The sequence below is a fragment of the Brevibacillus gelatini genome (assembly GCF_050920745.1).
GTDB classification, from domain to species: domain Bacteria; phylum Bacillota; class Bacilli; order Brevibacillales; family Brevibacillaceae; genus Brevibacillus; species Brevibacillus gelatini.
Genome location: NZ_CP154342.1, coordinates 3,068,526 through 3,092,211, shown reverse-complemented (window position 1 = coordinate 3,092,211; position 23,686 = coordinate 3,068,526). Strand labels below are relative to the sequence as shown.

General features: G+C 53.8%; 28 protein-coding genes. 17 read left to right on the top strand and 11 right to left on the bottom strand.

Annotation, left to right across the window (positions count from 1 at the left end):
- Nucleotides 1-14: 14 nt before the first annotated feature.
- The 8 genes from AAFJ72_RS14945 to AAFJ72_RS14910 all read left to right on the top strand — a co-directional run bounded on the left by AAFJ72_RS14945 (nucleotide 15) and on the right by AAFJ72_RS14910 (nucleotide 5,032).
- Nucleotides 15-164 carry a hypothetical protein gene (locus AAFJ72_RS14945; protein ID WP_246005774.1) on the top strand — a complete coding sequence of 50 codons (150 nt, stop codon included), beginning with the start codon at nucleotides 15-17 and terminating at the stop codon, nucleotides 162-164.
- A 50-nt stretch (nucleotides 165-214) separates the two neighbouring features.
- Nucleotides 215-406 carry a hypothetical protein gene (locus tag AAFJ72_RS14940; protein ID WP_432774528.1) on the top strand — a complete coding sequence of 64 codons (192 nt, stop codon included), beginning with the start codon at nucleotides 215-217 and terminating at the stop codon, nucleotides 404-406.
- Nucleotides 407-518: 112 nt separating this feature from the next.
- Entirely contained in the window at nucleotides 519-944 is a 426-nt protein-coding gene (locus AAFJ72_RS14935; protein ID WP_122904423.1) for a DUF533 domain-containing protein, read from the top strand.
- 205 nt (nucleotides 945-1,149) lie between these two features.
- Nucleotides 1,150-1,959, top strand: a complete 810-nt coding sequence (surE, locus tag AAFJ72_RS14930; RefSeq protein ID WP_432774526.1) for a 5'/3'-nucleotidase SurE — start codon at nucleotides 1,150-1,152, stop codon at nucleotides 1,957-1,959.
- A complete protein-coding gene (locus AAFJ72_RS14925; protein ID WP_432774525.1) occupies nucleotides 1,952-2,992 on the top strand; it encodes a hypothetical protein in 1,041 nt (346 codons plus the stop codon). Before surE ends, AAFJ72_RS14925 begins: the two co-directional genes overlap by 8 nt.
- Nucleotides 2,993-3,139: 147 nt before the next feature.
- The gene (locus AAFJ72_RS14920; protein ID WP_122904419.1) at nucleotides 3,140-3,622 is read left to right on the top strand and encodes a hypothetical protein; all 483 of its coding nucleotides are present in this window, start codon (nucleotides 3,140-3,142) and stop codon (nucleotides 3,620-3,622) included.
- Nucleotides 3,623-3,718: 96 nt separating this feature from the next.
- On the top strand, nucleotides 3,719-4,315 hold the full coding sequence (thpR, locus tag AAFJ72_RS14915) for an RNA 2',3'-cyclic phosphodiesterase (protein WP_432774524.1): 597 nt from the start codon (nucleotides 3,719-3,721) through the stop codon (nucleotides 4,313-4,315).
- A gap of 48 nt (nucleotides 4,316-4,363) precedes the next feature.
- A complete protein-coding gene (locus AAFJ72_RS14910) occupies nucleotides 4,364-5,032 on the top strand; it encodes a hypothetical protein (protein WP_122904417.1) in 669 nt (222 codons plus the stop codon).
- Between the two features lie 103 nt (nucleotides 5,033-5,135).
- Here AAFJ72_RS14910 and AAFJ72_RS14905 read toward each other — a convergent pair whose 3' ends face one another.
- Both AAFJ72_RS14905 and AAFJ72_RS14900 read right to left on the bottom strand, forming a co-directional pair.
- The gene (locus AAFJ72_RS14905; protein ID WP_432774523.1) at nucleotides 5,136-5,615 is read right to left on the bottom strand and encodes a chemotaxis protein CheW; all 480 of its coding nucleotides are present in this window, start codon (nucleotides 5,613-5,615) and stop codon (nucleotides 5,136-5,138) included.
- 168 nt (nucleotides 5,616-5,783) lie between these two features.
- Complete coding sequence (locus AAFJ72_RS14900) at nucleotides 5,784-6,305, bottom strand: ADP-heptose synthase (RefSeq protein WP_122904415.1); 522 nt, start codon at nucleotides 6,303-6,305, stop codon at nucleotides 5,784-5,786.
- A 139-nt stretch (nucleotides 6,306-6,444) separates the two neighbouring features.
- On the opposite strand from AAFJ72_RS14900, the gene AAFJ72_RS14895 reads away from it, so the two are divergent.
- Both AAFJ72_RS14895 and trpB read left to right on the top strand, forming a co-directional pair.
- Nucleotides 6,445-7,110, top strand: coding sequence for a TerC family protein (locus AAFJ72_RS14895; protein ID WP_432774522.1), 666 nt, complete (start codon nucleotides 6,445-6,447; stop codon nucleotides 7,108-7,110).
- 159 nt (nucleotides 7,111-7,269) lie between these two features.
- Nucleotides 7,270-8,436 (top strand): tryptophan synthase subunit beta, encoded by a 1,167-nt coding sequence (gene trpB, locus AAFJ72_RS14890; RefSeq protein WP_432774521.1) that lies wholly within the window; start codon nucleotides 7,270-7,272, stop codon nucleotides 8,434-8,436.
- A 60-nt stretch (nucleotides 8,437-8,496) separates the two neighbouring features.
- On the opposite strand, the gene AAFJ72_RS14885 is transcribed toward trpB, so the two are convergent.
- Together AAFJ72_RS14885 and AAFJ72_RS14880 are read right to left on the bottom strand one after the other, a co-directional pair.
- The gene (locus AAFJ72_RS14885; protein WP_432774520.1) at nucleotides 8,497-9,585 is read right to left on the bottom strand and encodes an HD-GYP domain-containing protein; all 1,089 of its coding nucleotides are present in this window, start codon (nucleotides 9,583-9,585) and stop codon (nucleotides 8,497-8,499) included.
- A 148-nt stretch (nucleotides 9,586-9,733) separates the two neighbouring features.
- Nucleotides 9,734-10,351: a MerR family transcriptional regulator gene (locus AAFJ72_RS14880; protein ID WP_432774519.1), complete on the bottom strand. Its 618-nt coding sequence runs from the start codon at nucleotides 10,349-10,351 to the stop codon at nucleotides 9,734-9,736.
- A gap of 254 nt (nucleotides 10,352-10,605) precedes the next feature.
- On the opposite strand from AAFJ72_RS14880, the gene AAFJ72_RS14875 reads away from it, so the two are divergent.
- The 3 genes from AAFJ72_RS14875 to fabI all read left to right on the top strand — a co-directional run bounded on the left by AAFJ72_RS14875 (nucleotide 10,606) and on the right by fabI (nucleotide 12,446).
- On the top strand, nucleotides 10,606-11,334 hold the full coding sequence (locus AAFJ72_RS14875) for a ZIP family metal transporter (RefSeq protein ID WP_432774518.1): 729 nt from the start codon (nucleotides 10,606-10,608) through the stop codon (nucleotides 11,332-11,334).
- Nucleotides 11,335-11,401: 67 nt separating this feature from the next.
- Nucleotides 11,402-11,554, top strand: a complete 153-nt coding sequence (locus tag AAFJ72_RS14870; RefSeq protein ID WP_432774517.1) for a hypothetical protein — start codon at nucleotides 11,402-11,404, stop codon at nucleotides 11,552-11,554.
- A 118-nt stretch (nucleotides 11,555-11,672) separates the two neighbouring features.
- Entirely contained in the window at nucleotides 11,673-12,446 is a 774-nt protein-coding gene (gene fabI, locus AAFJ72_RS14865) for an enoyl-ACP reductase FabI (protein WP_122904410.1), read from the top strand.
- A 165-nt stretch (nucleotides 12,447-12,611) separates the two neighbouring features.
- Here fabI and AAFJ72_RS14860 read toward each other — a convergent pair whose 3' ends face one another.
- From AAFJ72_RS14860 to AAFJ72_RS14850, 3 genes are all read right to left on the bottom strand, one after another.
- On the bottom strand, nucleotides 12,612-14,963 hold the full coding sequence (locus tag AAFJ72_RS14860) for a UvrD-helicase domain-containing protein (protein WP_432774516.1): 2,352 nt from the start codon (nucleotides 14,961-14,963) through the stop codon (nucleotides 12,612-12,614).
- 104 nt (nucleotides 14,964-15,067) lie between these two features.
- Nucleotides 15,068-16,438, bottom strand: a complete 1,371-nt coding sequence (locus AAFJ72_RS14855) for a hemolysin family protein (protein ID WP_432774515.1) — start codon at nucleotides 16,436-16,438, stop codon at nucleotides 15,068-15,070.
- Nucleotides 16,439-16,712: 274 nt separating this feature from the next.
- Nucleotides 16,713-18,065: an ISLre2 family transposase gene (locus tag AAFJ72_RS14850; protein WP_122906863.1), complete on the bottom strand. Its 1,353-nt coding sequence runs from the start codon at nucleotides 18,063-18,065 to the stop codon at nucleotides 16,713-16,715.
- 231 nt (nucleotides 18,066-18,296) lie between these two features.
- On the opposite strand from AAFJ72_RS14850, the gene AAFJ72_RS14845 reads away from it, so the two are divergent.
- Together AAFJ72_RS14845 and AAFJ72_RS14840 are read left to right on the top strand one after the other, a co-directional pair.
- The gene (locus tag AAFJ72_RS14845) at nucleotides 18,297-18,974 is read left to right on the top strand and encodes a YitT family protein (RefSeq protein WP_432774514.1); all 678 of its coding nucleotides are present in this window, start codon (nucleotides 18,297-18,299) and stop codon (nucleotides 18,972-18,974) included.
- A gap of 47 nt (nucleotides 18,975-19,021) precedes the next feature.
- Entirely contained in the window at nucleotides 19,022-19,930 is a 909-nt protein-coding gene (locus AAFJ72_RS14840; RefSeq protein WP_432777200.1) for an MBL fold metallo-hydrolase, read from the top strand.
- On the opposite strand, the gene AAFJ72_RS14835 is transcribed toward AAFJ72_RS14840, so the two are convergent.
- A complete protein-coding gene (locus AAFJ72_RS14835) occupies nucleotides 19,900-20,259 on the bottom strand; it encodes a YugN family protein (protein ID WP_122904407.1) in 360 nt (119 codons plus the stop codon). The two genes, AAFJ72_RS14840 and AAFJ72_RS14835, sit on opposite strands and share 31 nt — an antisense overlap.
- A gap of 109 nt (nucleotides 20,260-20,368) precedes the next feature.
- On the opposite strand from AAFJ72_RS14835, the gene AAFJ72_RS14830 reads away from it, so the two are divergent.
- On the top strand, nucleotides 20,369-21,223 hold the full coding sequence (locus tag AAFJ72_RS14830) for a PHP domain-containing protein (protein WP_432774513.1): 855 nt from the start codon (nucleotides 20,369-20,371) through the stop codon (nucleotides 21,221-21,223).
- Between the two features lie 350 nt (nucleotides 21,224-21,573).
- Here AAFJ72_RS14830 and AAFJ72_RS14825 read toward each other — a convergent pair whose 3' ends face one another.
- Both AAFJ72_RS14825 and AAFJ72_RS14820 read right to left on the bottom strand, forming a co-directional pair.
- Complete coding sequence (locus tag AAFJ72_RS14825) at nucleotides 21,574-22,026, bottom strand: GNAT family N-acetyltransferase (RefSeq protein ID WP_432774512.1); 453 nt, start codon at nucleotides 22,024-22,026, stop codon at nucleotides 21,574-21,576.
- A gap of 99 nt (nucleotides 22,027-22,125) precedes the next feature.
- The gene (locus AAFJ72_RS14820; protein WP_122904404.1) at nucleotides 22,126-22,635 is read right to left on the bottom strand and encodes a YjcG family protein; all 510 of its coding nucleotides are present in this window, start codon (nucleotides 22,633-22,635) and stop codon (nucleotides 22,126-22,128) included.
- 151 nt (nucleotides 22,636-22,786) lie between these two features.
- Here AAFJ72_RS14820 and AAFJ72_RS14815 point away from each other — a divergent pair, with 151 nt between their 5' ends.
- Nucleotides 22,787-22,945 (top strand): hypothetical protein, encoded by a 159-nt coding sequence (locus AAFJ72_RS14815; RefSeq protein WP_432774511.1) that lies wholly within the window; start codon nucleotides 22,787-22,789, stop codon nucleotides 22,943-22,945.
- Nucleotides 22,946-22,947: 2 nt separating this feature from the next.
- Here the strand turns inward: AAFJ72_RS14815 and AAFJ72_RS14810 are convergent, their stop codons facing one another.
- Nucleotides 22,948-23,652: an alpha/beta hydrolase gene (locus tag AAFJ72_RS14810; protein ID WP_432774510.1), complete on the bottom strand. Its 705-nt coding sequence runs from the start codon at nucleotides 23,650-23,652 to the stop codon at nucleotides 22,948-22,950.
- Nucleotides 23,653-23,686: the final 34 nt, after the last annotated feature.

Genomic DNA, 23,686 nt, shown 5'->3' with positions numbered 1-23,686 from the left:
GCGGGAGGCGCTCGGTGCTGACGCTCGCCTTGGACCCGGCAGACTTGCTCTTGTCTGTGGCAAAGGAGCTTGTCCGAACAGGCGAGATTCGCGCTTCGCAGGACTGTTGGAGCGATACGGACAGTCTTGGCCGACTTTTGCCCAATATTTTTCCCGTTGGATGAATAGCCAGTTTGGAGCGCGGATTAACCGGGAAAAGGATAGTAGTGGCCGAGTGGATACGTTGCGTCTGTTTATCGACCGAACGTTTGCCGGGCTGGACCCGATCCACGTGTTGCTGCGCTCGCAGACGCATTTGGCTTTTTATTGGGAGGTAGATGAGGACAGGACGCGCTGGACGTTTTTGCAAGCGCTGAGCAAAGAGCAGATGGCAATCGTTCGATTGACTTTCAGTCCGTTTTTTTGAGCGAGTCGCATAAATTTGTCACATAATCATGTGAAACCGCTTTCCTCTTTTATCGTATTATTAGATGTAGATATTATCGCTTTGTTATTTAAGCTCGGGGAGGAACCATACGTTGTATACAAGAACAGAAAAAGACAAACATATTTTGTTTGCCTCCATTCGATTGATGATTTGCGTCGGGCATGCTGACGGTTATATAGGTTCAAAAGAGGTTGACCGCATTCATGACATTGTCAATTCGGAACATTTTACCTTGAAAGAACGGCAAATTTTGATGGATGACATCGATTATCCGAAGCGCCCGGAGACAATTGTGGAAGACCTGGTTGATATGAGTCAAAGCGAGAAGCTGGTGATGATGCGCAAGCTGTATCACATGGCGCTGATCGACCGGAAGCTGTCGCCCTCGGAGACGAAGGAAATTGCGCGAATCGCTTGCCTGATTGGCATCTCGGAGGAGAAGCAGAAGCAGGTAGAGGAGTGGATTCGCGAAGGGATCGCCTGGCGCGACCGCTGGAAGGACATTGTCGGTGAATAGACAAGGCTCCCGTTGCAGGAGCCTTTTTTCATACAGCGAAGGCTGTGGCAAAAGCTTGGCGCAGCCATCTTTTCGAACAGGCGAGGCGATGGCGCTCTCTGGCAGGAAGCTTCTGGAAGATTGGCTTGGCATAGCTTTCTCAAGTACAATAAAGGAAGAGACGTGCAAGTGAAGATGGGCGCCACGCTGAAGGAGGAGATCTGTGTTGCGCATTTTAGTGACAAATGATGACGGCATCGATGCACTGGGCATCAAGCGTTTGGTGGAAGCACTGCTCGGATTGGACCAAGCGGAAATCTTTGTGGTGGCTCCCGTTGAGGAAAAAAGCGGTGTCGGTCACGGGGTAACGTATCGCACGGCGCTGGCACCGGAAAAACGCGACTTTTACGGTCTTCCCGTCAAAGCGTGGGCCGTGAACGGCAATCCGGCTGACTGTGTGAAGGCAGCGTACCATTTGCTTTTTGCCGCGGACGAGAAACCGAATATTGTTTTTTCAGGAATCAATGTGGGAACGAATCTGGGGCGTGACATTTACTACTCCGGTACGTGCAGCGGGGCGCGGGAAGCGGTCATCTTGGGCGTTCCCGGCGTTGCCCTGTCTTATGATAACTGGTTCGACCAGGAAAATTACGGCGATGTCGTGCAGATGATTGGGCCGCTTGTAAAAGAGTTCTGCGAACGGGCCAGCAAAGGCGAACTGCCACCGGACGTTTTCTGGAACGTCAACATCCCGCACGTTCCGTTGGCACAGGTAAAAGGAATCGTACCGGCGGCGCTCTCGCTGCATCATTACGAAGACAGGTACAGCAAGGAAGCGGAAGGGTACTTTTTGACACGCGAGTATCCGCAGGTGATGCCGCTTGCCGAGCCGTTTGACTACGATCTTGTAAAGCACGATTACATCGCCGTTACGCCTGTACATATCGATGCGACGGATCGTGCGCTGCTCGCGCAGATGGATGGCTGGCCGCTGATGCAGGCTTGGGAAAAGCGAGGGGAAGAGCCGGATGAGTGAAGACTTTTACCCTGTGCTCAGCCCGAACCCTGCCTTGCGTTCGCCAGAAGCCTCGACGCAGGGCGAGGTTCTCGCCAAGGACGTGTATCCCGATTTGTATGAGCTGGCGAGTGAGGCGGGCTTGCCCTATTTTGCCAGACTGAACGGCGCAGGCGAGGTCGAGCTGTACCTGGTGTTCGAATCGGTGGACGCCTTCGTCGAGCAGACGCGCGATGCCGTCTCCGTCGAATTCAAGACATATCAGGATAAGCTGCTTGGCGTGATCTGGACCTTGTCCGATCCGCTGCAGCCACTCGGCTTTCCGCTCGCCTTTGACATCCGGCAGGCGGAGCAGCGGGGGATGGCGATGAAAATGCTGGAGCAGCCTTGCACCTTCTTGCACTATTTGGCTTACGAGGGCGGTGAGTTGACACATATCTACTCCGAGGCCATTTCGTTTTCCGCAGCAGAGGTGGAACGCACACGGGAAATGATTCACTCGCTGTATGCGGGAAAAATGGATGCGATTCCGCAGGAGGCACAGGTGCGCGAGGAGGAAACGCTTAGCATCCCGGCGCTTTCCTTGCCAGACACGGTGCTTGCAGAAGATGGACTTGCCTACGTTTTCCACTACAGCCGGATGGTTGCGGCACACGGGACAGAAGGCGCGCAGCATCTGTTGATGAACACGGTCCGCCAGGCGGTCTTGGTGATGCGCAGACATGCGCGCAGTGAGGTGAGGGAATCGGCGTTTACGGTCTGGGTCGCAGAGCGCGGCGAGCTGCTGGAGCTGATCGTCACTCCTGGCCTGTCCGATCTGTTTGAGGTCGTCCATATGTCCGAGGAAGAGGCGAATCCGTTTTCCCGCTTCCTCTTGACCTTGCCGGAATTTGTGGAGACAAAGGAAGTATCTCCCCTGCGCGCGGGAGCGTTCCCGTTTTTGCGCTATGAAAAGGGCCTGCTCTATCATTTGGAGCTGGATGAGGAAGTGCAGGTGCGCTTGCGGGCCTTGTTTGTGAAAACGTTTCCGGATATGTCTGTCCCATACCAGTGATTGTGGCAACATGGTGAAAAAGAATTTTCAGAGGAATCTTTTGCGCTTCGAGGAAATAAGGGTAAATAAGTCATTTTTCAACAAAGGATATGACAAGGAAAGTTTCGAAGTAGTAAACAGATAATCCGTTGGGGAGAGGTGACGACGATGTACGCTGTAGAACCCGATTTGTTTCAGGCTGTTTCCGAATGCGCTCACCGTTTTCAAGGGGAGATCGAATTGTTGGCAAAGCGGCACGCCCTTACGATTGAGGGAGGACTTCCGGCTCTTGAGCTGCAGGTTCAACCGCAATGCCAGGCTCTTTTGGAGTACAACTTGTGGGGAGAAGCGGGACTCGTCGCAATCCACGGCAAATTAAGCTTGCGGGATGGGGTCAAAAAAGATTCGTTTTCCGTCATGATGAAATTTTCGTTGTCTCACGATCCGGATTTGGACATGGATGGCAAGAAGCAGCGCATTGAGGAGATTTTGTACGGGGAAGCCGACCTGTTCTGGAACATTCCCCCTGCGGGGCATGTGGGACATGTCGAGCTGACGCTTCGGTTTTCGTATCAGCCTGGCTCCGGGCGACTCGGCGAATATGTGCGCAGTGTTTTGGGCATCGTAACCGGAAAGATGATGGCTGCCTAACGGCGTATATGGTAAAAAATGGCTCTCCGTCACTGGAGGGCTATTTTTCATTCGCGGCAGGGCAGCGTTTGGAGAAAAAGGAGGAAGAATCTGTCTATGCGTTTGTTCGTGGCCCTGGACATTCCCGAAGAGGCTGTCCACTACATATCGGATGTACAGGCACGGCTGAAATCGGAGGTGCGGGCGGACAGATGGCAGCCGCTGCACAATCTTCATTTGACGCTGCATTTTCTCGGCGAGGTCGACGAATCCCTCATCCCGGACATCTGTCGGGACATGGACATCGTCAGTGCCATTATCGAGCCGTTTCAGCTGCGCATCGGCGGCTTCGGGGCGTTTCCCCATGCCGAGCATCCCCGTGTGCTCTGGCTCGGCCTGCGCGGCCAGACGAATGCGCTCAAGCAGCTTCACCTGCTTTTGGGCAGACGTTTTGAGCTGCATCAGGGGGTGTCGTACGATCGCAAGCGCTATCGCCCCCACATCACACTTGCCCGTGGGCCGCAAGCACCTGCGGAGGGGCTGCCGCTTTCCGACTGGAACGAGCGCTATTTGGCAGGCGACGCGCCGCGTTGGAAGGTGCGGCATGTCCATCTGTACCGCTCGGAGCTTTTGCCGGAAGGAGCTGTGCATACGATTATCCATACGAGCACGTTTGCGAAAGATCACAGCAAAAAACAAGCTGTACCTGAATAGACTAAGGAAAGGATCAGGCAAAGCTTTCCAGAAAGCGGTGGAAAACGGATGGGTGAGTTCACGACCGGCATTCTTTATCCACGAAAATACGAACCGAAAGTGCTGATTGCCTTGTCCAAGTCTTCGCAACCGTACTTTCACAGAAACATCAATAACGACTGGAACGCATTTTTCCTGCAGGATGAGTGGATTGAAACCTCCGCGACGCTTGAGTTTTTACTGGCGCTGTCGAAGCAATTCGTGCCGCTGCTTTGGTTTCACGACGCAGAAGACAATGGCTGGGGGTTTCGTTTGTTTGACGCTGGCTATGAAGTCTCTTCGGGGACGATCAGCTATTCCCTGGATGTGGAGATGGCGGAGGCCGAGTTCGGCAGACTTTATCCGGAGATTGACCTGCAGGAAGAGATAACAGACAGCGAGGACGTTCGGCAAAAGTATGAAGACATACTGGACCGGGTTGTGCGTTCGGAGTTGTATCGGCGAGAGGTAGGCAAAGGAATTACGCGAATCAGGCCGCAGTCCTTCAGTCGGTTCGTGGGACCAAAACAGGTGCAGCAGTTGCGCTCGCTTTTTGATTTGCAACTGCTGACAAATGTAGACGAAGAAACCGGAGCTTCCCTCTTGTACGATTCTGTTGATCTGTTCAAGGAGATTTTAGGAATCGAGGAAATGGTGTGGGTAAACTATGCGTATTTGGCAAGTGGGGGCAGGGAGTAGAAAACAGAGAGGGCGGGATGATACTCCCGCTCTTTTTTTGTGCAAGGGCCCATATAAAAAACCAGTACAATGGGGACGTACTGGTTTTCGCGCAAGGCATGTCCTACACTTTTTTCCATTGGCCAAAAATTTCATCAATGTCCAATAGCAGAATCAGTTTGTCTTCCAGGCGAGCAATTCCTTGCAAATATTTGCCCTCTACGCCCGCGACAATCGGCGGTGCCGGTTCGATCAGATGCTGCGGAATGTTCATGACCTCGGATACCGCGTCGACGACGATGCCGATATTGAGCCCTTCCAGCTGCAAGTCGACAAAGCGGGTGTCATCTGTCTGGGCAATCGGCTCCAGGCCGAACATTTTACGCAGGTTCACGATGGGCAAAATCCGTCCGCGCAGGTCAATGACCCCTTCTACATACACAGGCGACTTCGGGAACCGGGTGATGGGCAGTGGCTTGATAATCTCGCGCACCAATGCAATGGAGAGCCCGTAATACTCGCTTCCCATTTTAAACAAAATCGATTGGGACGTCGCCGCTTCTGCCTCCCAATCTGTACCGTTGCTTCGTTTGATCAGTTCCATCTGTACACTTCCTCCCGGATCGCTTTCCTATGTCTTTACCCATATTGTACCATGGGCAAACCTGTTCGAAGCCAATTTTCTTCGGATAAAAAGGCATAATAGAAAACGAACAGACCAGCAAGCTTGGGGCTCGTCAGTCTGTTCGTCTGTTTTTTGCGGGCCGCACGTTTAGGGCTCGCGCAGGTCGTTGAGCGAGATTCCTTGCTCCAGGGCGAAGTCGAAATCATCCACATCGTAAAATTGAACAGGTACGATATATTCCAAAATCCGATCCTGAAAATCGGGCTGGTCTGTGAGCAGCGGGACTTCAAAGCGTACGGACGTCAGCAGGAGCTGCGTCTCGACGGGATCAAAAATTTCTCCCCACATGGCGTTGTCCTCCACCTTGATGACCGTCAGTGTCACGCCGTTCGGAAAGGTGAAAGGAACCTTGGACCAGGGGGCAATCAGTCCTTTTTCCAGTCGCTTGCGGTTGAACGGATCGGCAAAAAACTGGCTCATTTCCTTCATGACCCGGCGAACGTGCTGATCGTCACCGGAGTAGGGCATGATTGGTTCAGGACTCTGGATAAATTCGTCCAATTCATAGATTGTCGATGCGGGTATCAGATATTCTACCGGTTGCGATGGAACCATCAACTCCCCGTAGATAGCCAACATGATCGCTTCAATAACGAATTGTTTCGACATTTCGACAACCCTCCTCGTTACCATCATACTGAAATCGCCCAGTGACAACAAGTGCGGACAAGGCTGGGAGTGCAGACTGTTTTTTGCCTGTGACCTGGAAGTGCCAGATTTTACGCAATAGGAAACGGAGGAAATTTCATTGTTCGATCCAGGTTTTTACTCTTCGCTGTTGCTCATTATTACCATTAATATCGTCTTGAGCGGAGACAATGCCGTCGTCATCGCCATTGCCTGCCGCAAGCTGCCTGTCGCACAGCAAAAAAAGGCAATCATCTGGGGGACGATGCTCGCTGTCATCGTCCGGGTCATCGCCACGATCCTTGCGGTGTACTTGCTGCAAATCCCGTACCTGTACCTGATTGGCGGGCTGATTTTGCTGTGGATCAGCTACAGGCTGCTGCGGGAGGAAGACGGGCAGGAGGACGTTGCCGCGAGCGAGGATATGGTGCAGGCGGTAAAAACGATTGTGCTGGCGGACGTCATGATGGGGCTGGACAACGTCATCGCCATCGCAGGGGCGGCCCAGGGCAATATCTTCCTGATCGTGATCGGGTTGCTGATTAGTGTGCCCTTGATGGTATTTGGCAGCCAGTTGATTTTGCGCATCATGGAACGGTTCACCTGGCTCGTCTATGTCGGGGCTGGCGTGCTGGCCCTTGCCGCAGCCAACATGATTTTCACAGAGGAAGCGGTCCGCGAATGGATCGCCCCTGCGCCTTGGCTGGTGATGTTGTTCAAGGCCGTGTTGGTCGGCGCAGTTTTGCTGCTCGGGTATTGGCAGCGTTCGCATGTAAAGGCGCGGTGACAAGTTGCCTGACCGGGAGCGGGAAAAGCGTTTTGCCCGTTTCCGGTCAGGGAAGAGAAAAAATTCAGAATTAACTCTACATTTGTTGACAAGCGCTCTTTTTATTTTATATGATTGTAAAAATTGGAAGAGTCTAGTATTAGCTGAGGAGAGATGAGCATGTCTTTGACGGAACAGAGTAAACAGGGATATTTCGGCGAATTCGGAGGGAGCTTTGTTCCCCCTGAGCTGCAGGAAGTATTGGATTACCTGGCCGAGCAGTTTGAAACGTACAAGGACGATCCGGCATTTCACGAAGAGTTCCGCTACTACCTGAGGGAATACGTAGGTCGGGAAAATCCGCTGACGTATGCCCGGCATTTGACGGAGAAGCTGGGCGGCGCGAAAATTTACCTGAAACGCGAAGATTTGAACCATACCGGTGCCCATAAAATCAACAACGTCATCGGGCAAATTTTGCTTGCCAAGCGCATGGGCGCCCACCGGATCATTGCCGAGACGGGAGCGGGACAGCACGGGGTGGCTACCGCGACAGCGTGCGCGATGTTTGGCATGGACTGCACGATCTACATGGGGGAGGAAGATACAAGGCGCCAGTCCCTGAACGTGTTTCGGATGGAGCTGTTAGGGGCTAAAGTGGTGCCGGTGTCCAAGGGGCAGGGCCGATTGAAGGACGCGGTAGACGAAGCGTTGAACGACCTGGTGCAAAACTATCAAAATACGTTCTACCTGCTAGGCTCTGCAGTAGGGCCTCATCCATTCCCGACGATGGTCAAGCACTTCCAGGCGATCATCAGCGAGGAATCCAAGCGCCAGATTCTGGAGAAGGAAGGGCGGCTGCCTGACGCCGTCATCGCCGCTGTAGGGGGAGGGAGCAATGCGATCGGTGCTTTTGCCCATTACATCGACGAGCCTTCCGTGCGCTTGATCGGGGTGGAGCCGGACCAGGCCCCGACCTTGACCGAAGGAGTTCCGGCGGTCATTCACGGCTTCAAGTGTCTCGTGCTGCTCGATGAACAGGGAGAGCCGAAGAAAACGTACTCGATTGCAGCAGGTCTGGACTATCCGGGCATCGGTCCGGAGCACAGCCATCTCAAAACGAGCGGGCTCGCGGAATATTACACGGTGACGAACGAAGAAGTGTTGAACGCTTTTCAGGAGCTGTCCCGTTCGGAAGGAATCATACCTGCCCTGGAGAGCGCCCATGCCATTGCCTACGCGCTGAAGCTCGCTCCGACGCTGTCGCGGGACCAGATTGTGATTGTCAACCTGTCGGGGCGCGGAGACAAAGACGTCGAGCAAGTGTATCGCCTGTTGCGTGAATAGTACAAAAAAACAGCAGCCTTCCTTCTCGTGGAATGGCTGCTGTTTTCAAGTCGGGCATCCTTACAGGGTTCGGACAATTGTTACGGTCATCCAGTCTTTGTCGTACAGGTTGATTTCATACGGCGTCGTTACCTCCGATCCATCCTCGTTGGTCAGGATGCGAATCGTCGGCCGGTTGACGGCAATCGGGTTGACCCGCGAGACGACTCCTGTATGTCCCGTACTGAGCAGGACAGTGGAAGCAATGGGGAAAATGGCAACGTGTTGCAAGAACAGCTTGAGCAGTTCGAGATCAAAATACGTATTCCCCGAAGCGAACAAATACTCGATGGCCTCGGAGGGCGAATATTTTTTGCGAAAAGGGCGCGGCGAGATCAGCGCGTCGTAGACATCCGCAATCGCGACGATTCTCGCGTACTCGTGGATGTCCTTGCCACAGAGACGGCGCGGATAGCCTGTGCCGTTGTACCGCTCGTGATGCTGCAGCGCACAGTGCGCGGAAACAACGGAAATATTATTTTGGTTGCGCAGGATGTTGAAGCCCTCTTCGGTGTGGTATTGCAGGCGCTGGCGCTCTTCTGCCGTCAGTTCTTTGCGCAAGCTCCACAACTCTTTTGGCACCTGGGTCATTCCGATGTCAAACAGCAAAGCACCGATCCCCAGTTCCATCAACTGCTGCTGGTTGTAGCCTTTCGCCAGGCCAACTACGCCGGCAAGCACCGCGACGTTGACGGCATGGTGAAAAAAATAGCCGTCCATGACGTGGAGATTGGACAAATTGACGAGGACTTCTTTCCTGCTGCTCAAGTCATGCAAAATCTCTCGAAATACCTTTTGGAAAGTAATTCCAAAATCTGGGAGGGAGGTGCGGCGTTTAATCTGAGGTTGGTCCATCAGGGTAGTCATCGTCCTGTAAACCGCATCGACGGCCTCTTTGCGCGTCTCATCACGAATGACTTCTTCCGGGATAATATCATCTGTACGCTTGTCCTGAATGTAGATGGTATCAATTCCTAACTTTTTGAGCCGCTCGATGTAGCGTTCTGTCAGTTCCACGCCCATTCCGAGCAGAATGTTACCATTTTCCTGAAAAATGCTTTTGGCAATGACATCTCCCGGCTTAACTGAAGTAATATGTAATTTTCTCACAACGGAAGCCCCAGTCCTTTGTCGATAGAATAGAATTAGTGCTGATTTCCCGTGGATTGCTTAGTTCAATTCTACCATATGGAGTGTCTGGGGCACTACTGCTAGTCGTTACTTCTTGAAAAATGTCGATTGCCTTTGATTCATGCTCTTATTGTTCAGCAGCCCGGTCGGAGCGGGTAAACCAGCGAAACGGATTCAACGACCAGCGGGGTTCGTAGCGGGCGTAACGCTCCTTGCGTCGGGTCAGGCGCTGCTGCATCAAATCCATTTCAAAGGTGACGCGGCGCATCTCCAGACGAAGCGATTCCTGCTTTTCTTCGATGTCGGCGATTTTTTGCAAAATAGCCGATTGCATGCTGTTCAACGAAGACAGATGGGCCAGCTCCTGCTGGAACTTCAGCAGTGTTTCTTGGACGGCGAGCTCCATTTCTTTCATGCCTGCTTCCAGGCTGCTTCCTTGACTGAGTGTCACGGCTGCTTCTTCTGCACTGGAATACTCCCCGGCAGCCAGCATTTCTTCGGACAAACGTCCTTCATCTATGAGCTGTCGCTGAATTTCCTTGAGCGAGTTGTTTCCGTTATCTTTGCGTTCCTTCACTTCTTTCAAGAGGGCAAAGCCCGCTTCGCTAATCAAATAGTGACCCTGCGGATTTTTCAGACGTTCCTTTGCGGGCACGAACAAGTCCAGCCAGTTGCGCAGCGTACGTACGTGTACGTCAAGGCGATCAGCTACCTCTTTCGAAGCCATCCAAACTTGTACATCCATCCCGAATCACTCCTTTTTTCCCCTGGGTATTCCCGGTGGACTCATTATAGCACCATTTTTTCCGGGCAAAAGAGAATCGACAAAGGTTCTAAAAAGTAGTGGGATTTCGTCTGTTTCGGACAGGCTCTCCGTTTTTTGTCATTCCGTCACGAATCGGCAAATTGTTTTTGGCTCACTCATATTGCTCCGGACAGGCGCGTACATATGGAGGGAATACACGTCTCCATACTCATGCGGGATGAGGAGAGGACCGTATGATGCCACTTTACTTCTGGATTGTTTTGTTGGCGGCAGCGCTTGCCAGCTGTGTCGGCGGGCTTCTGCTGTGTCTTCGCGCCTGGTCGCGCAAAGCGCTGTTCGCCATGATTAGCGCAGGGGCCGGATTGCTGCTGGCGATTACGATGCTGGATTTGCTGCCGCATGTCATTCAGGGGGAAAGTCTGAGAATGATGCCGTTTGTGCTTGTAGGCTTTGCCGCCCTGTTTGCCATGGAGCTGCTCGGAAAATCAGCCGGAGGGGAATTTGGCTCGCCAAGCGTAATTGGCGTGCTCGGCGGCTTTTTGCTGCACGCTTTTGTCGAAGGGGTGTCGCTTTTGGCAAGCTTGAAGGTGGATGCCGAGATCGGCGTGTCCGTCCTGCTGGCGATGCTTTTGCATAAAATCCCCGATGGAGTCACGGTCGCCTCGCTCATGCTCGCCGCTACGAACTCCCGGAAAAAAGCGCTGTGGGGGGCGACTTCGCTCGGAATGGCCACGATTGCCGGAGCTTGCAGCTTCGGGGTTGCCGAGCGTTATTTTTCGCCGGACTGGTCGAGCGTCATGCTCGCGATGACGGCCGGGATTTTTTTGTACGTGTCCGCAAGCCACCTCGTTCCTTATATCGTGCAGGCGAGGCGGGCGGAATACGGCGTTTACTTTTTTGGCGCGGTGCTGGTCTATATTGTGCTGTCTGCCTTCATGCACGCCCATCATCTGCACGCATAAACAGGGACGCTCCTTGCCAGCCTAAGAAAAGACTGGAAGGCACCACGATGAAAGGAGCATGGAAAATATGAATCAGCCTGATCTACATTCGCTCGATGAAACAGCGCAGGGGAGTACAGAGTTCCCGGTCATGGGAACGTCGCTGAATCCGTTTGACGAAGCATGGGCGACTTTTGCTTCGGCCCGGCCGCTGGCGGAACAGGAGGGCGTTACCGAATAACAACCGGAGAGCCGTGTCGAAAGATAGCGTTTCGTGCTCTTTTCTCGCGTTCCTCTACTAACAAAGAACAAGATCGGTTATAATGGCGGGGAATAGTTTGGGAAGGAGCGAATACATAATGAATACACTGATGCAAGGTAAAAATATCGTCATCATGGGTGTAGCGAACCACCGCAGCATCGCTTGGGGAATTGCGCAATCTTTGCACAAGGCAGGAGCGAACCTGATTTTTACCTATCAAGGCGAGCGTCTGCGCGAAAACGTGGCAGAGCTGGCCGCAAAGCTGGGCAAGGAATCGCTCTTGGTCAACTGCGACGTAACCAAGGATGAAGAAGTGGAAGCAGCATTTGCGACGATCCGCGAAAAAGTGGGCGTCATTCACGGCGTGGCGCACTGCATCGCGTTTGCGAAAACAGAGGAACTGGAAGGCGAATACATCAACACGTCCCGTGACGGTTACGCGCTTGCGCAAGACATCAGTGCGTACTCGCTGGTGGCGGTTGCCCGCGCAGCTCGTCCGTTGATGACAGAAGGCGGCAGCATCGTGACCTTGACTTATCTGGGCGGCGAGCGCGTCGTGCAAAACTACAACGTCATGGGCGTGGCAAAAGCGGCCCTGGACGCATCGGTACGCTACCTCGCAAATGATCTCGGCAAGGAAAACATTCGCGTCAACGCGATTTCCGCAGGGCCGATCCGCACACTGGCGGCAAAAGGCATCCGCAATTTCAACGCCGTTTTGAAAGAGATCGAAGAAAAAGCGCCGCTGCGCCGGACGATTGACCAGTCCGAAGTAGGCGATACCGCGCTCTTCTTGTTCAGCAACCTGTCCAGAGGCATTACGGGCGAGATTTTGCACGTAGACGCCGGATACAGCATCATCGGCGGCTAAGCGGTCAGGCTAAGGCTTTTTCGCCCATACGGCCCATCCGAATGAATAACAGGCTCCCTTTGCTCGCATACTAACCAAAATGCGAGGAAGGGAGCCTGTTTTATGTTTCCACTGATTACGAACATGGAAGAGTTTTTGCTGCACATGGGCGGCAGCTATCCGTACTTACCGGCCCATTTCGCTGATGAAACGGGAGGGGCGGGTCTTGCGTCCGAAGCGCTCCCGGGGGATACCGATACACAGGCTGCGGCGGGCCCGCGTGATCGCCACGTATAGCAGGCGGCGTTCTTCTTCCAGGGCCGTCGTTTTGCCTTTGCGCAGCTCGTCCAGCGTGTACTCGTGCGGGAGGGCGCCTTCCACCAGATCAGGTAGGAAGACGTGATCGTACTCCAGCCCTTTTGCCCGATGAATACTCAACACATGCACAGCTTCATCCGGGAGTGGCCGCATCGTGCGCCACTCTTTTTCCTGTCTGCTCATCTGCTCGATGTAGGCCAAAAAGTCGCGGATCGTCGCGTGACGCTTGGCGGCAGAGAGAATTTGCTGCAGCTCGTCACTCCAGCGTTCCCGGCCATCTTCCCGGTCACGCGCCCGCTTTTTCACATATTCGCGGAGCTTGCCGTCCTCGTAAATCAGCTCCAGTGCCTGGGCGGGAGGGCAGTCCTTGCAGGCGGCGAGAATGTCGTTGATCGCTTGCATATGCTTGCGCTGGTAGGGCTTGAGCTGGGGCAGATGCGGGAGGATGTGCAAGATCGGCTTGTCCTCCAGAATCGCCTGGCTGCGCACGGCATTCCAGGCATCGCCGGAGATGTAGAGCGTCGGTAAAATTTCTTTTAACGCGTCCGTATCGTCCGGATTGAGTGCCAGCCGCAAGTAATGCAGCGTCCAGCGAACGGTCTGGCGCTGGTAAAACGACTCTTCCTCCTGCGTGTAATGAAACGGAATGCCTGCCTCGCTCAGCCGCTCCAGGATCGGCCGGGCCGACTCGTTCGTGCGGAATAGCACCGCGCACTCGCCCAATGCCGTTCCTTGCTCGCGCCGATGCACGATTTCATCCACGATCCGCGATGCCTGTTCCTCTTCGTCGTCCGGTTCAAACAAAAACGTGTCGCCTTCTTCGCGGTGGAACGACCGGCACACTTTTTCCCAGCGAGAGCGGTTGTGGCCGATGAGCGAATAGCCGAGACTGACGATGGCAGAGTGGGAGCGGTAGTTGACTTCCAGTGTAATCGTGGAAGCCTGCGGAAAATCTTTGGTGAAGCCCAATATGTACTTGGGATCACTGCCGCGAAAGCCGTAGATCGACTGGTCATCATCGCCGATGACGCACAGGTTGTTTTGCGGTGCGGCGAGCAGCTTGACCGTTTCGTACTGGATGCGGTTAATATCCTGAAACTCGTCGATCATGACGTGGGTGATCCGCTCCTGGTAGCGCTGCAGCAGGTCGGGATTGTCACGCAACAGCTCGTAGCAGCCGAGCAGCATGTCGTCGAAATCAAACCATTGATGCTTTTTCTTCGCGGCCTCGTAGAGCGGATAAAGCTGGGCCGCCCGTTTTTCCGCATCGGTTGCAGCCTCGCGAAAAGCCACTTCCTGCGGGAGAATGTATTCGTTTTTCCAGCGGCTGACGATGCTGAGCGCCTCCGTGATGTCCGCTTCTTTCAGCGCCATAAGCTCGTCATGGCCGAGCAACGCTCCCGTTTCGCGCAGCAGCCGCCACTTCTGCCAGTCTTTTGTCAAAAGCCGCTGTTGGTCCCAGTCGTTCGGACGATGGTGCAGCAGCATGCGGTAAAAAATGCTGTGGAACGTTCCGGCGATCAGCTCGCGAGCCTGGCCGGACGGCAACTGTCGGGCGATGCGTTGGCGGATTTCCTCGGCGGCTTTGGTCGTAAAGGTCACGACCATGATGCGCTTTGGCTCCACGCCCAAATCTTTGATGAGATGAGCGGTGCGGGCTGTCATGACCCGCGTCTTGCCGCTGCCCGCTCCGGCGAGGATCAGCAGCGGCCCGTCCGTCGTCTGTACGGCTTGCTGCTGGGTCGGATGAAGCGGCTGGTCCAGTTGCTGTTCGGCCAAATGGGCAATCGTCTTTTTCGGCATGAACCGTTTGCGAAAGACCGGCGGCTTTGGCGGAGGCGGGGCAGGTGTCACCGTGCTGCCAATCGCCCTTTTTTTCGGCAAGCGAAAGGAGCCGATCATCATCGCGTCTTCTTCCTGTTCCTGGGCAGCAGGCTCGTCTGGCGTTTGCGCCGGAGCCTGGTCGGTTGCAGCAATCTCGTCCAAAGCTTGCAGCCACTTCGGGGAAAGAGTGCTGTCTTGGGCTAAAAGCGGACAGTCGGCGCCATCCGGATGGGCGAAGTACGGCTCAAAGCTGATCCCGGCAATCAGGCGAAGCGCAGCAAAACAGGCTGGACAGCGAACCTTGCCCTGCCTGGCTGCCATGCGCCAGAACGGTATGCGGCTGTAAGTCTCGGGCTGCAACCGGATAGGTTTGTTGTCTAGTAACGCATAGTTCATGATGACACCTCGATCAAGCAGCTTCTTTGTCAAAAGTCAAAAGCGGGCGGTGGAAACAAGAAGTGCCCCCTGGCGGCAGGGGACACTTGCCAAAAGATCGTTCTTTACGATTGGGCGTGCAGCAAAATCGTATCGTCGGGCACGGAGGGCGAATCCTCCTTGTCTGGCTGGGTGATCGCTACACGTGTGATCCGATGGTTTTCCAGCTCGCTGATTGTGAACAGGTAGCCATGGTACATGACCGATTTTCCCAGTGTGACTTCCTCGCTCAGCTGGCTGTATAGCCAACCGGCGATCGTATCAACTTCATCGGAGACGATCTCAATCGTCAGAAAATCGTTCAGTTCGGTCAAGAGCATTTTGCCGGAAACAGAGAGGGCGTTGCTTGCGCTTTCTTCAATTTCCGGGCGCTCGTTCTCATCGAATTCGTCCTGGATCTCGCCGACAATTTCCTCCAAAATATCCTCCATGGTCAAAATGCCCGCTGTTCCGCCGTACTCGTCAATCACGATGGCGATTTGCGAGCGGCGTTTTTGCATCAGGCGCAACACGCTGCTGATCTCCATTGATTCCGGTACCGTGAGCAGCGGTCGGAGAAAATCTTTCAGCTCGGCTTTCCCGGTCGTCAGCGCCGACAGGAAAAAGTCGGACGTATGAACGAAGCCGATCAGCGTGTCTTTGTCTTCGTGGGCGACAGGGAAGCGCGAATGGCGGGACTTTCGGATGATTTGGAGATTTTCATCAAATGTATTGTCGTCGTACAGGCAAACCATATCAATGCGCGGGATCATAATTTCCCGGGCAAGGCGTTCGGAAAACTCGAACACATTGTCCACCAGGGCCATTTCCGTCTGGTCGATGTGGCCGCTCTTGTGGCTCTGATTGACGAGCAGCCGAATTTCTTCCTCGGTATGGGCCGGATCGTTTTCCGCCGCAGGCTCGATGCCCAAGCGCCGGATGAACAGATTGGCCGCGCCGTTTAAAAACCAGATGAGCGGATAGCTGAGCTTGTAAAATAACATGAGCGGAGCAGCCGTCCACAGAGAGAGTGCCTCTGCTTTTTGGATCGCAAGCGACTTCGGCGCAAGCTCCCCGAACACGATATGCAAAAAGGTGATGATGGCAAACGCAATGGCAAGCGAAACGGGCCCAACCATATAGGACGGGAATTGGAAATAGGCCATGACGGGTTCGACGTAATGGGCGATTGCAGGCTCACCAACCCAGCCTAGTCCAAGCGATGCCAGCGTGATGCCGAGCTGGCAGGCAGATAAATAGGCGTCGAGCTCGCGAGTGACCTTTTGCGCGTAGCGGGCACGCTTGTTGTTGCCTTCACTGACGAGCTGGGCCAGACGCGTTTGGCGAACTTTTACCAACGAGAATTCTGCTGCGACGAAGAAGCCGTTCAGAAGGACCAAAAACACCACAAGCAGCAGATTCAGCGTAATCTCCCCGATCGGACTCTCCAAGCGCACCTCCAGCCTCCCGCGGTGCGAAAGGTGGAGAATTCACCTCCGTAACGCTAAGTGTATTTTAAATGTACGAACAAAAATGGCGAAACATTCGTAGCTTCCTTGTTACAGGTAAGTATACCAACAGGTCAACCGAACAGTCAAAACGTTCCGATTTGCCGTGTGAGTCAAGCCATAGTGGGCAGGATTTTTTTGTCTCCAAAATAAGACTTCTGGTTTCCTCTTCTTGAAAGCGCTTTATTTTTGTATGATTCCTTTCTTCCACTCGATTTTTGCCTCATCCGCGAAGGGCTTTTAAGGCCAGCCCGGTAGGGCTGCTTTGATATGGCCCGTGCAACAGGCGGATCGTCCCGTTTATATAGCCTTTTGCCTGCTCTTTCACTTCCCGTAGCAAGTCCTTCACTCGGACCATTGGGTTGGGCTGTAACACTTGCTTCTTCGCTATCGCCTGGCCGCTCAAACGACTTCCCTCTTGTCGTGCCATAATGGCTCGCAACATCGCTTGTACTCCCCGTACACTCCAACTGTAGCCGCCTCGTTTGGTCCTTTTTGCCATCACCCGCATTTGCGCTTCCGCACTCCCCATTGGACGCATGCCCGTCGTGTCGATACCAGCTTCACCCAGAACCTTTCGATAGTCGATAAGATGCCTTCGATGCCGCCGTAAATAGGCCACGTATTTCCGCCATTCGTTCCGGTGCTCTTCCAGAATCTTTTCCTCCGGTACGGACTCTACTGTCGCCAGCAAGATATCCGCTTCAAAGGCCACCAACGCCTGCCGTACCGTCTGCCACGTCTCTGGCAACTGACCCAGGAATCGGCGCAATTCTCGCGCCACATGAAAGCGATCCAGTGTGTAAATACAGCGGTGAAAGTAGGATTCGCATTCTCCAATCCAATTGGCCCCATCCCCATTGACTACGATCCATGTGTTTTCATCCATGTCGTAATGACGAACCAGAAAGTCGCCAAACCCTTCCCAGAACTCTCCCTTCGTCGTATGCAGGTAATGGCGTTTCGACCTAAGCCGCACTCGGTCCCCCTCTTGTTCCCATCCTTCGTGCACAATCGCCATTCGATTTTCCATTCCCCGCTGGCGCTGCCTCTGCAATGAGGTGTAAAGTCCATCCACTTCCACAAACAATACGCGAACCGACCTTCGGGTCGCTTTCGACACGATGGTTGATGCTTGTTCAACCCGCGTGATTAGTTTGTCCCGAATGGCCTCATGGCTCAGTACCCGATACCCCAGTAACGCTTCCAAGCGTTTTGCGCTGTCCCGGTACGAGGGGCCTTGGCTAGCAAATTCGATCGCTATCTCTTCCAAAAACGGGCTTAGCTTCTCCCGCCCGTCAAAGGCCAGCATACGATCCAACAAATACACATGTTGACCCTTCACGCGATCCTGATACAATCGCCGTTTGAATCGAACCGTACCAAAGAGCGTGTCGATCTGGACTTCTCGTTGGTCCTTCAGCCGAAAGCGTGAATGATCCCGTTGATGCATCAGATACTCGTCCAACGCTTCCAAAATATAAGCCATACCGGCAGCGAACTGTTCCTGCAACGTTCGAAACAACAACGTTTCAAGCTCTTTCATTGTGGGAAATTCCGTGGTAAACTTGCTCACAGGGTTTCTCCTCCTTGGTGTGTTTGGTTTTGGCGCTTTACACTTTACCAAGAAGAGAAGCCCTTTTCTATACCCTCCAACTGATTTTTCTTCAAAAATTTCTTTTCGGTTTGCCCACGAACATTTTACTCATACCGATTTGCCACAGCGCATTTTGCCCATTGGCAGGACATACGCGAACGGGTCTTTTCATACACATAAGCGAGCAGTTGTCCAGGGGAGGGGAGGCGCGTGTACTGGCTGCAAAAAAGTGTTGCGATCATCACAGGTAGTGTGCTCGTTGCCATTGGCGTCAACCTGTTTTTGGTGCCGCACCGTCTCATGGACGGAGGAATGATCGGGATCGGGCTTCTCGCCACGTATTACATGCAATGGCCGCCCGGGATGGTGATGTTGTTTGTCAGTATCCCGGTTTACGCCCTCGTCTTTTTTTATGACCGCAGGCTGTTTTTCCACAGCTTTCACGGGATGTTGATCTCTTCTTTTTTTATTGATGTACTCTCGGATTTGCGCGGTTTCAACAGCTTTTCGACGTCTGTCTCATCTGTGACGGGCGGCGTGTTGATCGGGATGGGCGTTGGTCTGATGCTCGCTTTTGAAACAAACACAGGCGGAACGGATCTGTTGGCGCAATTTTTGGCGAGACGCTTTCGCATATCGGTGGCGCTGTTGATCCTCGCCATCGACGGACTGATCGTCATCTGCTCGCTGCATACGATCGGACTGGAGCGCACGGTATTTTCGCTTGTGACGATCATCGCGGTAGCGGCGACGACACACATGTTCAGCGGGCTTGGACGGCCGAAGCCTCCGTATACGATCATCGGCCCGCTCGCTTCCTTGTATAAAAGAAACCGGGAGATCGGCAACCAGGGCAGGGGAAGCAGACATTTTGGAGAAAATAAATAGGAAAAGGATGAAATGAGGGACAACATGTGTCTGCCTATCTACCGCAAATGATAACCGAACGGGTCGGATTTTTTCCCGGTCCCGTCAACATCGGCCTGGTCATCGGCAACAACGGAGCCATTCTGATCGACTCCGGACTGGAGGCGCAAACCGCCAAGAAAATCAAAAAAGGGCTGGATGCCATTGCCCAGCCCTTGTGTGCGATCATTCAAACACACGCCCATGCTGACCACTTCGGAGGAAACGCCTACCTGCTCGGTTGCTGGCCCGAAGCCAAAGTGTACGCGCCACCGCTGGAAGAAGCCATCATGCGCTATCCGATTCTGGAGCCCATTTATTTGAACATGGGAGCAGAACCGCTTGCGGAGCTGAAAAACAAGTTTTTGCTGGCGCAAGCTTCCCGGGTGGATTACCTCCTTCCACTGGAAGGGATGCTGGAAATCGACGGTGTGTCTTTCACGATCCTTTCGCTGCCGGGGCACAGCTATCAGCAGGTCGGACTGATCTGCGAGGATATTTGCTTTGCCGCGGACAGTTATTTGGGGGAAGAAGTATTGGAAAAGCACAAGCTGCCGTTTCTCGTCGATGCCCATGAGACGATGAACAGTTTGCGCAAGCTCCTTTCGACCGAATGCAAAGGGTATTTGCCCGGTCATGGAGCGTACACCTCCTCCGCTCAAGGTGCGGTGCACAAAAATATGGAGTGGCATGAACGGCTTTACTCCGTCATCGAAGACATTTTGCGTGAGGAGCGCGGACTGGAAGACGCTTTCGTCCTTCTGTGCGAGCGTTTGGGCATTTCCATCGAGAACGCTACAAGCTACGCCCTGTTCCGGACGGCCTTCATGGGTTATCTTGTCGGTCTGGCAAAAGAGAAGAGAGTGGCTTATCGGTTTGCTGCGAACAGTTGGCTATGGAGCACGGTTCAGGATGGAGCGGAGGGAGAAGAAAGGTAATCGGCAATCTCGGCCAGCTTGTGTTCGGCTGCCTCCCGAACGGATTTCGGTATGAAGAAAATTTCTTCCGAGGCGTTCATGTAAAATTTCGCTTCCAGATACGGATGACCCAGCTTGACAGTCATCTCGCCCTTGCCTGTTGACGAGTGGGTGAGATTGGTGGGAATGCGCAGAAAATACGTGCGGCTGCTGGCAGAATCGTACATGACGACATCATACGTGGGCATGCCATCCCCGCCTGATCGGTGAAACCCCTGCTGTCTGAGCATTTTGTCGACATAGGAGAGTGGCTGCACGACACCGGTCAGGGTCTTGTTTTTTAACCGCATGGACATCCTCCTTGGCTCAACCTGTGTGAAAATTCGGGTTTGATACCATCCTATGAGCGGTGTGCGAAATTCAGACGTGGAGAAAAAGAAAAGAAGGAGTGGAAGCAACATGCTTAAACAGGCAGACTTACATACGCATACAAAGGCGTCAGACGGCACCTGCGAGCCAGCGGAAAACGTGCGCCTGGCAAAAGAGGCCGGACTGGCTGCACTCGCGATTACGGACCACGATACGGTGGCAGGTGTCGCTGAAGCAATCGAGGCGGGAGCGAAGCTCGGCGTGGAAGTCATTCCGGGGGTGGAGGTAAGCTCGGTCGGCAATGGCCAGGACATCCACGTACTCGGCTATTTTGTGCCTTACGAAGATCAGGCATTTCAGGAGCGGCTGGTGAGCTTGCGCGAGACACGCCATCAGCGCAACCAACTGCTGATCGCCCGCCTGCAGGAACTCGGCATTGCGATCACACTGGAAAACGTCTACCGCCGCAAGGAGGGGACGGACAAAAACATCGGCCGTCCACACATTGCCGAGGAGCTGGTCGAGCTTGGCGTCGTCGCCACGATTCAGGAAGCGTTCGACAAGTACCTGGGCAAAGGAGCGGCCGCTTACGTCAACCCTCCGCGCATCACGCCGCAGGAAGCGATCACGCTGATTAAGCAGGCAGGCGGCGTAGCCGTGCTGGCGCATCCGGGGCTGTACGACGATGACGAACTTGTGCGCGAGTTGATCGCATTCGGGCTGGACGGGATCGAAGTGAACCACCCGGACAACGACGAACTGCAAAAGCTGCGCTACAGCAAATGGGCAACAGAACATGGCCTCATCATGACAGGCGGCTCGGATTTTCACGGCTGGCGCGGCGAGGAGCCATTTCACGCCATGCTCGGCTCCCATACGGCGTCGCTGGATGCAGTAGAGCAACTGCGGGAAGTGGCGCGGAGACGAAAGAGGGAAAAGGTTTAGTTGCCCGGAAGTGAGAAGGAGCAAGGCAGCAAGGCTCATGATTCGATGATGTAAAAGGTGATGGCTTGCCAAGGTAACTGGCTCGATCGCGACAACGAATCAGAGCCGGCAAAGCCTGTTGTCTCACGAAAAGGAAGGGGCTGTCCAAAAAGGGCGGTTTCACCATCAGAAACATGCCGATAGCAACATTTCAGACAGACAAAAGGGGCGTCTCGAAGTCGAATTAGCGACTTTGAGACGCCCCTGGCTGTCAGCCTCCGCTTCCAGTATGAAGGAGGACGGACGGCGAGACGAAACGTTTTTGCGTTTTTGCGATCTGGCCTGGCTTTGCGCTTGCAGGCACAGACTTGTTAGCGCAAGGCCTTGACCATCGCGATATGCTCGATACCAGCTTCATCGAAAACATCGCCATGCGGCTCGTAGCCGAGCTTTTCGTAAAATCGCTGCGCGTGCGTCTGGGCATTCAGCTTGAGATTGTCATAGCCGAGCTCCTTTGCCGCTTGCTCCATGGCGATCATGATCTGGCGTCCGAGTCCGGTGCCGCGCTCGCTTTTGAGTACCGCCACGCGCTCGACTTTTCCCACGCCGGGCGCATATGGCCGCAAGCGGCTTGCCCCGACGGGCTGTTGCTCGTTATACGCGACAAAATGAATGGTGCCGCTCTCCGGCTGGTCATGCTCGTCAATCTCCAGCTCGGCAGGCACCTTTTGCTCATCAATGAACACCGCTTTGCGCACGGCGAGAGCATCCTGCAATTGTTTGTCAGAGCTTGCTTTTTGGATGACATAGGATGGTTGCTTCATGATGGACACGTCCTTTTCTACTTGCCTTGCCGTAAAAAGTTGCCGAAAAAAGATTCCTCCCGGCAAGCCAATGCTTACGGGGAGGGCGATCCTTTTGCTTTATTTTTTCAGGAGGAACGTCTGGTACACGCTCCAGATGCCATCCTCCAGCTGATAGATCAGGTGGAAGCGGTCAATTTCGCTCGTCAGGTCGATTTTTGCCATGCTCAATTGTCCAGTTACATCCCGCAGCTCATCGTCGGACAGGTCGCGCCCGATGGTCAGATGCGGTACGTACGCATAGGTTTCTTTTTCCGCCACACACTGGTTCACGATCTTCTCGTGCAGAGCGGTAAACGGGTCTTTATTTTGCACGGCCAAATAAATGACGTTTGTCGTTGGATGGAAAGTAGACACCCGGTGGAAATGAGCAGTAAAGCTTTCGGTAGAGGAGGCAACCTGCTCCAGATGGCTTACCAGCTCTGGCAGCTTGGTTTCTTCAAGGTTAAAGGCTTCTTTCAAGCGGATATATGGAGGTACCAAAGCGTATGTCGGGTCATAGCGCTTCCGGTAAGAGTTGGCCACTTCTTGCACCTTGCTGGATGGAAAGATCACAATACTATACATCATGAGAACCACTCCTCCTTGCTATCTATAGTATATATGCTTTACAAGAGACTATTTTAACAGAAAATTCTTCATTTGTGTAATGTTATGCGCCGAACCGTATATTCTGGCCGCGTCGGGAAACACTGTGTAGTGCAAGGAGGTGCCGCACTGCATGTACACGGCCATGATGATGACATTCATTTTTCTCGTCTTGCTCCTGCTGGCAGTGCTGACCTTCACCATTTTGTCGGCGATTCGCAAAGGAGAGTTCGAAGAAGCTTTCGTTTCGCCCTTAAAGGATGAAGGCCCGCAGGAAGAACAGCCACGGTAAGTTTACCCGTAAAGCGTGCGCAGCATACCCGGCAGATTCTGCTGCCAGTGGCCCCACGTATGGTCACCCTCGAATGTTTCGTAGAAGAGGGTGGCCTTTTTCGTCTGCAAAATGGTTCGCAGTTCCTCGTTGGCCGCATACAGGTTCAGGACGCCGCGAGAAGAGTTCACAGCAGTTTCTTTTGTCCCGATTTCCAGATAAAACGTCTGCGGCACTGTCAGCTCAGCTTCCGCGACACGGCGGTTCAACTGTTCGTCCATGGCCCCCGACTGGCAAGCCACCTGGCCAAACGTATGCGGGTAAGCCAGCGCCGTAAACAGGGAGACGACGCCACCGAGCGATTCCCCAAGCAAGGTTCGCCCGTTGCCGAGCGGGTGCGTGGAATAATGCGAATCCACGAAGCTGACGACTTCATCAGCGAGGAAGCGGGTGTAGGCGAGATGCTCCTTGCCGTCCGGATGGTAGCGGTCAAACCGCTTTGTTTTTTCGACAGGAAGAAAAACGGCAATCAGATCGGGCAACTCTTTGTCCGCAATCATTCGGTCCAGCAAGGTCGCCATTCGGCCCATGGCCAAATAATCGTCGCCATCCTGCACGTAGAGGACCGGGTAGGAGTAGAGCGGTGAATAGCGTGTAGGGGTGTAGACAATCAGTTTTTCCGGCGTTCCCAGATGCCGGCTGTCCAAGACGATTTCCTCAAGAGCCACAGCGGTGTCCTCCTTATGGATGTTTGCACAAAAA